We start from the raw sequence: 11,753 nt of genomic DNA, 5'->3' as shown, positions 1-11,753 counted from the left end.
GCGGCTCCCTGGCTGTGGCCATGCCCGGCGGCGCTACGCTTGCGCGGGCCTACGGATCCAGTGCAATGGTGGGCCTAGTCCGGTAGCCCGGGTAAGGCGGAACGCCGCGACCCGGGAAATTCCCCGGCTTGCGCTGTGCTTAGTTTGTAGGCCGGGTCAGGCGTAGCCGCCACCCGGCAGTAAGACGGTACGCCGCCACCCGGGATGTCGCCCCTATCCGTGGGCGAGAAAGCGGGCCAGGCGCTGCTGCAGCAGGCGATTTTCGCGGGTCAGCCGCGCGTTCTCATCCAGCAGCGTCAGCGCCACCGCAATCCCCGGCCAGTCCAGCTCCAGCTCGTTACGCAGGCGCACCGCGCGATGGACAATCGTCACCGCGCTGTCGTCGAACAGCCAGGTGTCCGCCTGCGGCTGGTGCGGTTCAATCATGCCTAAGCCGACAATCTCCGTCAGCTCCTCTTCCGACACGCCGGTACGCAGGCACAATTCGGTAATGGTAAACGTCACTGTTACTGTAGCCATCAGGCTTTCCCCCATGTCTTACGCGGATCGAAGCTGGCTTCGGCGGTGGCCAGCTGTTGCCAGAGCTCACGCGCTTTTTCATCTGGTTTTGGCGGCATCACAATTTTAATAACGGCGAACAAATCGCCGGTGTGGGTTTTGCTCACCAGCCCTTTGCCCTTGATACGCAGGCGCTGCCCTGCCTGGCTACCCGGCGGCACCGTCAGCAGAATGCTCTCTTTCAGGGTGGGCACCGTGACTTTGGCGCCCAGCGCGGCCTCCCACGGCGCCAGCGGCAGGACGATCTCCAGGTTATGTCCCACGATGTCGAACAGCGGGTGCGGGGCGATGTGGATCACCAGCCACAGATCGCCGTTCGGCCCGCCGTTTTCGCCCGGCGTCCCCTGGCCTTTCAGGCGGATGCGCTGTCCATCGGCCACCCCGGCGGGGATCTTCACATTCAGCGTTTTCGGCGTCTCGCTTTCGATCATGCCGAACACGTTATACACCGGCAGGTTATAGCTGATGGTGCGGGTCTGCTCAGCCAGCGTCTCTTCAAGGAACACCGCGACCTCGATCTCCAGGTCGTGGCCGCGCGACGCGTGCTGACGGCGACGCTGATGCGCCTGCTGGCCAAACATGGAGGAGAAGATGTCGTCGAAATCCTGCTGGCTGTAGCTCTGCTCGTGGGTCTGCTGCTGGCGACCGAACCCGGGATCGTTGCGATGCTGCCAGAGCTGATCGTATTCCGCGCGCCGTTGCTCATCTTTCAGGACTTCCCAGGCTTCGGCGAGATCCTTAAATTTGGCTTCGGCATCGTTTTCTTTACTGACGTCGGGGTGGTACTTGCGCGCCAGGCGGCGGTAGGCGGTCTTGATGGTTTTCAGATCGTCGGTTGGTTGCACCCCGAGAATGGCATAATAATCCTTCAATTCCATGCTGTTATCTCATCTATGCTCAGTGCGGTGGTTACATATTCCCTGGATCAGGCGTCTGTATAAAGCGTAGGGCAAATGCGCCCTGAAGGGGAAGAAAAGTGGCGGAAACTTGACGTCGTCGGGGTCAACGGCGTCGTGGGCGCGGCTAATCTTTCACCTGCGGCCGCGGACGACGGCGCCAGCCTGCGAACAGCACCAGCAGCGCGCCGATGGCGCCGGCCAGGCGCGCAATGCCGTCGCCGGCGGTGGGAAACAGCTGGCGAAGGGTAGGGTCGCTGACCAGCATTGACCCGGCAATCCAGCCGATGAGCATCCCGCCCAGCAGCACCACCGCGGGAAAGCGAGTGAGCAGGGCCAGCACCAGCTTGCTGCCGGCGACGATAACCGGAATGCTAATCGCCACGCCGAGGGCGACCAGCGCAATGTGCCCTTTGCCTGCGGCGGCCACCGCCAGCACGTTATCCAGCGACATGATCACATCGGCGACGGTGATGGTGACTGCGGTGCGCCACAGGCTGCCGGAGCTGGCAACCTCGCTCTCGTCCTCCTCATTACTGACCAGCCTGATGCCAATCCACATCAGGAGCAGCGCGCCGACTATCTTCAGCCACGGCAGCGACAGGAGATACAGGGCGATCGCCAGCAGCAGGATGCGCGCCAGGATGGCGCCTACGGTGCCGATGACGATCGCTTTGGTGCGTTTTTGTGGCGGCAGTTTGCGACAGGCCATGGCGATCACCACGGCGTTGTCGCCGCCCAGCAGTAAGTCGATGGCGACAATCTGCAGCATAATCACCGCCATGTCCCATTGTTGAAGAAACGCATACATATCGAGAGAAACCACCTGAAATAAATACCACGAAAAGCCGTTGCGCCGGGGACTCCGCCCGGGGAGCGTTGACCACTGGCGCCGGACCGCGCCGTCGCGCGGGAAACCTGAGCCTGAAAAATAAAGTTACGAATCAACGCGCCGTCGGGCAAGGCTTCGGCGAAAAAGGGTGATATTTTGTCATACAGACTCACCTGCTGTTCACTTATCGCAAGGATCCCCACTATGTCTGGCCACAAGAAATACCTCTCCGTCGCCCTGCTGAGCGCTGTCTTACTGCCAGCGATGGCTTCTGCCGCTGACGCGCCGGCGACTTTCACCGCGGAACAGGAGGCGCAAATCGGCAAAATCGCCGCCGATTACCTGGTCGCCCACCCGGAAGTTCTCCTGCAGGCAAGCCAGAAACTGCAGCAAATTCAGGCTGAGCAGCAGGCCAGCGCGGCCACCCAGGCGGTGCTGAAGAATGCCGCCTTGCTGACCCAGGATAAAAATACCCCGACCTACGGCCCGGCCAACGGCAAAGTCACGGTGATTGAGTTCTTTGACTACCAGTGCGTCTACTGCAGCCGGCTGGCGCCGGTGATGGAGCAGGTGATTAAAGCGCATCCGCAGACCCGCTTCGCTTTTAAAGAGTGGCCTATCTTCGGCGGCCGCTGGGAAAGCTCGCTGGAAGCAGCGAAAACCGGCCTGCAGATCTATCAGCAGAAAGGGGCGGATGCCTATCTGGCCTACCATAACGGGATCTACGCCACCGGACATAACGAAGGCAAGCTGACGACGGCGGATATCCAGCAGCAGGCGAAGAAAGCCGGCTTTGATGCGAAGAAGGCCACCGACGTCGAACCGGTGCTGCAGAGCATTAACGACCTGGCGCAGGAGATTGGTCTCAGCGGCACGCCGGGCGTGATCGTGATGCCGACTACTGGCGCCACGGAAGCCAGCATCACCGTCTTCCCGGGGCTGGCGGATAAAGCCTCGCTCGAAGCCGCCATTAAAAAGGCCGGCGGCTGATCGGCAGCGTCGTTACCCAGTCAGGGCCGCCGGGGGCGGCCCTGCTATCATTCCTGATCCCTCTCCTCGGGCGGCGGCAGCGCGTGGCTTTTTAAATCAATAATCTGGCCAATGTGATCGTGGTAAACGGTCAGCAAATTATAGCGACTCATTTCGGAGATGATCTGCGGGGCGACGTTAAAGCTGCTGGCCAGCTCCTCATCTTGCAGGGTAAGCACCGCGGTGTGACGCCGGGTATGGGCGCGGCGTCGGTTATAGTGGTACCAGAGGATCAGCAACCAGCCGTTCAGCGCGGCAATCAATAAATACACCAGCGCCGTATTCAGGGAGTCCATCAACGACGACCAGCGCGGGGAGGGCGGCGCGATGAACTGCATCAGCAAATTGGCGTAGAGAAAGAACAGAAAACCGAGCCAGGCCAGCAGCGTTAAGCCGGCGTCCACCAGCCGGGGCAGCACGCGGTGTTCGGTTAAGATGAGCGTATTTTCATTCATCGCAGGCTTCCTTTTCCCCGGTCCGGGCTCACCCAGCGCGCGCGGGAACGTTGACGTTTCAACATCACTTTCGGAAAAGCGACCAGCGTGGTCAGCAGGCCGATCATCCAGTAAACCATCGGGAACCAGATCACCCAGAACAGGGATTTGGCGACCTTTTTCTCATAGCGCCGTTCGATATACAGGCTGGCGACGAACTGCAGCAGGCACATCAGGCCGAGCAGCATGCCGGTGAACTCAGGCGGAAACAGGCTGTGCACTGTCAGGTTGTCCGGCAATGGCATCAGGCGGCTGAGGATAAACAGCAGGATGGTGACCGCGTAGGCAAAGGCCCACAGCGTGGAGCAGGCATACTCCAGAAACAGCGGCCACATCCGATGATGCTGCCAGTGAAACAGGCGGCGCAGGTTGACCAGAAAGACTTCGGCCCCGCCCTGGGCCCAGCGCAGACGCTGCTTCCATAACCCTTTTAGGGTCTCAGGCATCAGGATCCAGCACAGCGCCCGCGGCTCGAAAAAGATGTCCCAGTGGCGGAGCTGAAGCTTCCAGCTGATATCAATATCTTCAGTGATCATATCCGGGCTCCAGTAGCCGACGTCCGCCAGAGCCTGACGCCGGAAGGCGGCGATCACGCCGGAGACAGTAAAGACCCGGCCATAGATCCGCTGCGTCCGCTTGATAAGGCCAATGATCGACGAGAATTCCCCTACCTGAATGCGGCCGATCAGCGTGGATCGGGTGCGGATCCGCGGATTGCCGGTGACCGCCCCGACGTGCGGGTAGTGGATCAGCGGGGCGACCAGCCAGGCCGCGGTATCCCGGTCCAGCAGGGCGTCGCCATCGATGCAGACCAGCAGATCGCCGCGCGCGGCGGCGGCGCCCGCTTTGAGCGCCACCGCTTTTCCCTGATTGGCGGCCAGGTGGATCACCCGCAGCCTTGGCTCCTCCTGCGCCAATTGCTGGAGCACCTGGGCAGTGTTGTCCGAAGAGCCGTCGTTAATCGCGATCACTTCGAGGTTGGCGTAACGCTGGGCCAGTGCCGCGCTGATGGTCTCCCGGGCGTTTTTCTCCTCGTTAAAGCAGGGGATCAGGATCGAGATCAGCGGATTGCCCGGCAGCGACGGCGGCGGGGTTTCCTCTCCCCACGGCCAGTGGCGCTCCAGCTGGAACCAGAAGTACAGACCCCCGGTGATCCATAGCACCGACATAAACAGCGGCCAGAAAAAGACAAAGTCGAGGATAAGCTCGCCGGTAAACACCGCTGCGACGCCTAACGGCAGCCCGAAAACGAGGCATAAAATGCACAATGCGATAATGCGATCAGTCATGGTCAGGGTACCACCAGGAAGAAAATTGCGGTCTGATACGGGAGATATCAGGCTGATTGTTAATGAAATCGTCTGGGTAGTAGCCGTAGTTTTTGACGCCGTTTAGCCGCAGCAAATGCATCCAGTCCGCCAGCTGTTGGTCGGGAATGGCGTTGCGTTGGCGTCGATTCCAGTCTCTGGCCTGTAGCTCAAAGATGGTTTTCTTCAGCGCGCCCGGGCGGCGGGCGACGGCCTGCACCAGCCGCGTCAGCCAGGCCTGGCTGGCGTCAATCGGCACGGACTCCATCAGCGGCATCGCCATGGGGACCGTCCAGTCATAGGCGGCAAGGAAGTCATCCAGATTTTGCGCAAACCAGGCTTCGCTCTGCGGCTCAAGGATCGGCAGGGCGAAGAGATTACGCGCCGTTTTTACCTGCGGGCCGCGGATGGCCTGCACCGACTGGCGCAGCTGCAGAGTGAAGCGGGTCAGGGTTTGGCTTTTGAAACGCATCCATGCCTGGCGCTCTTGCGGACTTTGGGGCACCGGGCCGGCATCGTGCGCCAGGCCACTCTGCCGCCAGGCGGCGACCGCCTCCGGGCTCACGTCTTCAAAATCGGTCAGCACGGCGTCGTCGTGGAACAGAATCCCGCTGAAGCTGGCGTGCCGGGCCAGATCCTCATAGATGTCGGTGATCTGCTGGCGAACCCGGGGATCCCATGGCGACAGGCGGACATAGGGCTGACGGGCAAGTAACGCCTTCCCGGTTTGCGGATCCCAGCGCTGAACGCGCGGCAGATCGGACGAGAGATCGAAGGCCAGCACCGGCATCCAGGCATAAACCTTCACCCCGCCGCGGGTTTGCAGCTGCCAGGAGACGAAGTTAAACAGGTCGGCGCGCATCGGCAGCCAGCGGTTGGGGAAATAGAGCGACTTGACCGTGCCGTCACCCTGCGGGTCGGAGAAGGCCTGCAGAAAGACGTGGCTGATTTTCATGTCATAGACGCGCTGCACCAGCTTATCGATATTCTTTGCCTGCTGGACGGGATTGGGGTCATAGACATAGTCCAGATCCACATGCATCACCCGAACAGGATCGGCTTCCTGGATCTGGGTTACGGCGTTAGCAAAGGCCTTGATCGACGGGTTACCGGCGATCAGCATGCGCGGAATATTATCCAGATCCTTCACGTTGCCCAGGCCGTCGTTCAGCGTAAACGCCAGCTGATACCCCTGCTGTTTGGCGATGGCCAGGGTGCTGCCGCTGGCGGCGCCGTAGGGCCACACCCAGGCGCGCGGCGCTTTCCCGGCGACGTCGTGGATTTTCGCCGTCACTTTCTGCACGTCATCGGCCATTCGCCGGGTAAACTGCGCGTCGCTTTCATAGCGGCCGGTGGTTTTATCCCAGCCGCGGTTAGCGGCGGCGGGCTCGCGGCTGCCCTGCGGATTGGCCGGCAGGCCGTAGTGCGAGGCCCAGGTGTGCGCGCCGATCTCCACCAGCGGCGAGCGACTAAGCTCGCGCACCATCTCCCAGGTGGCGAAGCGATCGCGCGGCGTCATCAGGCCGCCAAAATTAACGGGCTGGTTGGCGGGGGTGTCCACCCAGCTGCCCACCGGCGCCCACAGCGCCGGAACGTTCCAGGCTTTAAGCAGCGGCCAGACGCGAGTATAAAAACTGCTATAGCCATCGTCGAAGCTGAGAAGAAAAGCCTTAGGCGGCAGCGGCTTAAGGCCATGATGCGCGTCCAGAATGTCCTGAACGCTCACGGCATGGTAGCCGTGATGCAGCAGCCAGGCGATCTGCTCATTAAGCGCGCTGGTACGCACCGAAAGGTAACGCTGGTCGGCGGCGTCGTCTTCGACGTCATGATAGGCCAGCACCAGAAAGCGATCCGCCGGCCAGGGGTTATTGGCCTCCAGCTGGGGTCGTTGCTGCGGGGCGAGGAAGGGGACCTCCTCAGCACGCACGCTGAAGATAAGGCACAGCCAGCCGAGAAGCATCAGGCCGTTGCGCAGGGTCGTGTTCAGCATGGTCATCCTTAAAACCGTATGTTTGCATCAACAGTGATAGCGAGGTTGTTTTCACGTTTACCGTCGTAGGGGCGTTTGTCCCAGTTCAGCATCACCCCGGCGTCGACGAGGTTGTTCCAGCGCAGACGCTGCCCGTAGCCCAGCGTCGTTATCGCGCCGGCGGCGTGATTTTTTTGCCAGTAGCTGCCGCCGCCGGCGAGCAACTGCTGACTCCAGACGGTGTCATACCGCTGGTAAAGCGTGTGATCGACCGCCAACGCCGCGGTGGCCGCGAGGTCGCGGGCCGGACTGTAATACGCGGTGTCGGTGCGGCTATTGGCGCTGGCCGACAGACCGGGCTGTAGATCCAGCGTTAGCCACGGGGTCTGCCAGAGGCGCTCTTTACCGGAGAGGGTGTACTCCTGACGACGGTTGTGGTCGGTAAAGCGGCTGGCGGCCGCGCTGACGCGGTACTCCCGGCGCTCGTTTTGATACCAGCGCAGCCAGCCTTCGCCGCGGTTGGCGCTGACGCCGTTGCGTAACGCGCGCAGCGGCGTCTGCTGCGAAATCCGCTCCAGCTCGCCGCCCAGCTGCCAGCGATCGTTGACGTCGTGCGCGGCGGAAAGGCGGACGCCGGGCTTATTCTCGCCGTGAAAATTGACGCTGGAGAGTTCAAGTTCTCCCCAGGCGTCGCGCGGACGCCATTCAATACCGGCGAACAGCTGGCGACGGCTGCCTTTCCCCTCTTCAAAATTGCCTTGGGCAAAGCGGTGGCCGCCGAACAATCGCCAGCTGTCGGCTATCGGCGGGCTGTAGATCGCCGTCTCAAAACTGAGGTCGTGGGTACCGCTCACCGGGTTGTCGGAATGCAGCCCTTTGCCGACGCTCAGGCGCAGCTCGGAGAAATGATGGATTTCGCGGGCTCTGGCCAGGCGCTGGGTATTCAGATCTCGTGGCGAGCGGGCGATAACGTCGTCGGTCAGCAGATCCATCTGCCGCCACTCCTGCAGATCGAGGGCGACCCAGGCCTGCTGGCGCTCCAGCTGCAGGCTGGCGGGCTCCAGGGCTTCCGCCGCTTTCAGCTGGCGTTCGGCTGCCCGCGGCAGCCCTCTGTCCTGCAGCAGGGCGGCATAGTCGATCTGCAGCCCCTGGTTGCCGGGGGCCGTCGCCGCCAGGCGCTGCATACGGGCTTCGGCCTGCGGCAGGGCGTTGGTGGCGGAGAGATAGTGCACGTTAAGCGACTGCGCGGTGAGCCAGTCGTCGTTCGGCTGGGGCGTCGGCGAGCCGTAGAGATGACGGATATAGGGCGCATTCCGGGTGAGTCGGGCGACATACCGCTGCGCCGCCGGGTACTGAGCGGTGTCCAGCAGGGCGTAGAAAAGCTCATGTTCTTCATTCTGTTGGCTCGTCAGCCACGAGGGATGCTGATGAATAAGCGCCAACGCAGGCTCAATCTGCTTAAGCGCGATATAAGAGGAGATAACCCAGCCGATGGCCCAGTCGGGAACCGCCTGCTGCTGCGCCATCAGGCTTTGGTATTCGCGGATAACCTGCGCGTAGTCTGCGTTGGCGTACAGCGCGCCCAGACGGTCAATGCGCGCCCGGGTGATGTCCGGGGCGGCCTGCGGGTCGGGACGCCAGGCGGCGATCATCGCATCGTATTGCGCCAGCGCCGTGCGGGCCAGCGCGTAACGCGCCTTTTCTTCACGGGAAGGTGTATCGGCAAGGCGCACCAGTTCGGCGGCGGCGTTCAGCTGCAGGTTGCGCTTTTCCGCGGGCGTCAGTTCGACGCTATTCGCGAGGCCGAGGGCGGGGGAGTCGATCCGGTTGCGGGTCAGGGTCGCCATCAGGCTCGCCAGCGCGGCTTTATTCTGCGGTTCGCGATCGAGGATCTGCGTGTCCACCAGCAGCTGGTCCCAGCTCTTGCCAAGCCGCAGGTAGACATAAGAGAGGGTCTGCAGGTGGGCAATGCTCGCCTGCTCCGCCACCAGGCGACGCGCTTCGCTGAGCGCCTCGCCGTCCTTGCGGGCATCGGCCAGCGTCTTGATATAGCCGATACGATAGTCGTCACTGTCGGCGGCCTGGCTGAGAGCCTGCTGCCAGAGGAGGAGCGAGGCTTGCCACTGTTTCTGGTTGCGCATCGCCTGCGCCGCGGCGGCGGTGCCCCGTGCGGGAAGCGGCATATAGACCTGATAGCGTCGCCAGACTTTCACCACCTCGTCGTCCTGGCCGGCCCAGAGGGCTACCTGCAGCCAGTCTGCAACCTGAGAAGGGGTTAAGGCATGCCGCAGCTGGTATTGCTGAAGATATGAGAGAAAGGGGGCGTACTGGCCTTGACGCGCTTGCAGGATCTGCTGGTCATAGAGCGAGTCCGCTCCCTGAACCAGCGTCGGGAAGAGCAAAAGCACGCCGATTGACAGCGAGAGTTTCGTGTTGCGATTAAACAATAACGTATTTGAATAAGGTGATCTTTCCATTTCTATTTGCCATATGTTCATCAAGAATCCATTGCACAACACGACCGTCCTTTGACGGTGAGTTAAAGGATGAGGATGGTCCCATTTAGCTGACTGGCACTGCGGGTGAATGACTTATTGCAAAGTAATAAACATATCTCCTGTGGATAATTGAATGGATAATTTATACCCGATACCGCAGCGGATAAATATGGTTAAATGACGAACTGCGTTTTAAGATAAATCTGTAAAAATGGTTTAATTCGAATCGCCATGTTGAAGCGAGTTCCTTTAACTTACTGAAATAAATAAAAAATGGAGTTGGCTGAAATTTTGTTTTAATTTTGTTGGGTGGCTTATATTGCAGTGAGGAGAAAGGTTTTTCATGGATATTTAAGATGATTTCTGACAAAAATTCTCAATAGCAAAAAAAGCATCTTTTCTGTGGGATTTTTTTATTTATAATTAATCCGTTTATTTTCTGTCCGCACCCAGGGAGGTTTTTCACAGCCAGATTCAGATGCCGCGCTAATGATAAATCACAGATCTCGTTATTTTTAACGCCATGCGGAGCGTTCCCCAGGGGCAAGGAAAACGTCTGGTTGACGAGAATTTGTTGATTAAATGTTAAAGGGAAGACTTGTGGCAAATTCAATGATATTAGTTACCCAGGATCACTATCTTTTTCAAGGAGTTAAGAATTTTTTTCCTGATATCATTCAGTTAGATTCTAGCGGAAAAGCGATTTTAGATAATGAGGTTGATGAACTCTCTCTGCTGGTTGATAGCCGTTCGCCGCTTTGTCATTACGATTATCTGGTCATGGAGGCGGCACAATCCAGAAAGCGAATATGCTGTATTGTCCTCGATATGCGCCATCGGGAAGAGCATTTACTCAGTCTGAAATCGTTTTTAAACATGTCATTATCACCCGCCGATATGGCGACCTTATTTGGGCTTTTTCTGGAGATGAAGAGCAAGCGGCTGACCAAAGAGTGGTTCGACAATCTGCGCTTAAGTATGACAGAGCAGCTGATGCTGCGTTTTCTTGGGGCGGGGATGACAATGGAGGAGGTGGCAGTGAATCTGAATACTTCGCTAAAAAGCCTTTACCGCAAGCGGACCGCGCTTTATGAGCGACTGGGGTTAGATAATTTTAATGAAGCCTGCTTATTTATCTTCAAAAATAAACTGCTGGACCAGTCCGGTCGATCGCCATAAGGCGTGGTTGTACAGGGAACAGGTGATATCGCAAGGTATGTGACGATGGAAATGTAATAAATTAAATAGATATTGATAGGTACAACCGTCGATACCAGTCGGTATCCAGGGCGGCGCCCGGCATATAATTCCGGAGCTCTTTGGAAGTAATTACCGCCATGGCGGTTTGCTATGCACAGCGATTATTATAATGATTATATTCCTTGCGCCGCAGAGGAATAGTTTTGTCATAAATTAACTCTACCATGGTATTCCGACTCACGCGTCGGAATACCATGAGATATCGTGAAAGCATCAGAGGAGCGAGGTGGATGAGAATAAGGGACAGTATTGCGGAGCGGTTAGAAGCCTGCGGGCTCTACCGTCGGGCGGCATCCAGATGGATTGAGGTGATGCAGCGTTGCCTGGACGATGAGGACCGCGAGTGGATCCGTCACCATCGCAATCAGTGTCTGAAAAAGGCGCAACGTCCGCCGGCGCCGAAAGAGGAGTTCGCCGATCTCCACCAGGCGGCAAAGGAGACGCAGTATCGCATGGGCATTGCGAAGCCCTATGGCGAAGCGTTCAGGCTGCCCGGCAAAGGGAAAACCGCCGCCGAGTAATACCTTTCTTCATTGCGTTTGCGCAGACGTTTCATTGACCCCCAGGCCCGCGCAAGCGCAGCGCCGCCGGATGATATACATCAGACGCCGTACCCGCGGTTGTGCCGGATGGCGGCATAAATGCCTTATCCGGCCTACGGGTCCTCCCGCAGGTTCAAACAGCGTAGGCCCGCGCAAGCGCAGCGCCGCCGGGCGATATACATCAGACGCCGTACCCGCAGTTGTGCCGGGTGGCGGCATCAATGCCTTATCCGGCCTACGGGTCCTGCCGCAGGCTTAAACAGCGTAGGCCCGCGCAAGCGCAGCGCCGCCGGGCGATATACATCAGACGCCGTACCTGCGGTTGTGCCGGATGGCGGCATCAATGCCTTATCCGGCCTACGGGTCCT

10 protein-coding genes are annotated in these 11,753 nt (G+C 59.3%); 3 read left to right on the top strand and 7 right to left on the bottom strand.

Going from position 1 to position 11,753, the window contains the following annotated elements; translation table 11 throughout:
* Positions 1 to 213: 213 nt before the first annotated feature.
* From cbpM to AC6CWS_RS26010, 3 genes are all read right to left on the bottom strand, one after another.
* Positions 214 to 519, bottom strand: a complete 306-nt coding sequence (gene cbpM / locus AC6CWS_RS26020; RefSeq protein ID WP_002885324.1) for a chaperone modulator CbpM — start codon at positions 517 to 519, stop codon at positions 214 to 216.
* Positions 519 to 1,436 (bottom strand): curved DNA-binding protein, encoded by a 918-nt coding sequence (cbpA, locus tag AC6CWS_RS26015; protein ID WP_023291678.1) that lies wholly within the window; start codon positions 1,434 to 1,436, stop codon positions 519 to 521. The genes cbpM and cbpA overlap by 1 nt, the downstream gene beginning before the upstream one ends.
* Positions 1,437 to 1,581: 145 nt before the next feature.
* Entirely contained in the window at positions 1,582 to 2,265 is a 684-nt protein-coding gene (locus AC6CWS_RS26010; RefSeq protein WP_032454594.1) for a TerC family protein, read from the bottom strand.
* Between the two features lie 225 nt (positions 2,266 to 2,490).
* Here AC6CWS_RS26010 and AC6CWS_RS26005 point away from each other — a divergent pair, with 225 nt between their 5' ends.
* Positions 2,491 to 3,276, top strand: a complete 786-nt coding sequence (locus AC6CWS_RS26005) for a DsbA family protein (RefSeq protein WP_023291680.1) — start codon at positions 2,491 to 2,493, stop codon at positions 3,274 to 3,276.
* Positions 3,277 to 3,323: 47 nt separating this feature from the next.
* On the opposite strand, the gene pgaD is transcribed toward AC6CWS_RS26005, so the two are convergent.
* Genes pgaD through pgaA form a run of 4 tightly spaced genes read right to left on the bottom strand, consistent with a single transcriptional unit; the run spans position 3,324 to position 9,562 of the window.
* The gene (gene pgaD / locus AC6CWS_RS26000) at positions 3,324 to 3,770 is read right to left on the bottom strand and encodes a poly-beta-1,6-N-acetyl-D-glucosamine biosynthesis protein PgaD (RefSeq protein ID WP_080901627.1); all 447 of its coding nucleotides are present in this window, start codon (positions 3,768 to 3,770) and stop codon (positions 3,324 to 3,326) included.
* On the bottom strand, positions 3,767 to 5,098 hold the full coding sequence (pgaC, locus tag AC6CWS_RS25995; RefSeq protein WP_080901626.1) for a poly-beta-1,6-N-acetyl-D-glucosamine synthase: 1,332 nt from the start codon (positions 5,096 to 5,098) through the stop codon (positions 3,767 to 3,769). The genes pgaD and pgaC overlap by 4 nt, the downstream gene beginning before the upstream one ends.
* Positions 5,091 to 7,106, bottom strand: a complete 2,016-nt coding sequence (pgaB, locus tag AC6CWS_RS25990; RefSeq protein WP_048298617.1) for a poly-beta-1,6-N-acetyl-D-glucosamine N-deacetylase PgaB — start codon at positions 7,104 to 7,106, stop codon at positions 5,091 to 5,093. Before pgaB ends, pgaC begins: the two co-directional genes overlap by 8 nt.
* A gap of 8 nt (positions 7,107 to 7,114) precedes the next feature.
* Positions 7,115 to 9,562, bottom strand: coding sequence for a poly-beta-1,6 N-acetyl-D-glucosamine export porin PgaA (pgaA, locus tag AC6CWS_RS25985; protein ID WP_165476249.1), 2,448 nt, complete (start codon positions 9,560 to 9,562; stop codon positions 7,115 to 7,117).
* A 633-nt stretch (positions 9,563 to 10,195) separates the two neighbouring features.
* Between pgaA and AC6CWS_RS25980 the strand changes: the two genes are divergently transcribed.
* Both AC6CWS_RS25980 and AC6CWS_RS25975 read left to right on the top strand, forming a co-directional pair.
* Entirely contained in the window at positions 10,196 to 10,762 is a 567-nt protein-coding gene (locus AC6CWS_RS25980; protein WP_032454598.1) for a helix-turn-helix transcriptional regulator, read from the top strand.
* 245 nt (positions 10,763 to 11,007) lie between these two features.
* Positions 11,008 to 11,364: a PerC family transcriptional regulator gene (locus AC6CWS_RS25975; RefSeq protein WP_305953346.1), complete on the top strand. Its 357-nt coding sequence runs from the start codon at positions 11,008 to 11,010 to the stop codon at positions 11,362 to 11,364.
* The last annotated feature ends 389 nt before the right edge of the window (positions 11,365 to 11,753 follow it).

This window comes from Klebsiella sp. M041 (assembly GCF_059759695.1).
The sequence above is the reverse complement of the archived record's forward strand: the minus strand, read 5'-3'. Positions and strand labels throughout refer to the sequence as shown.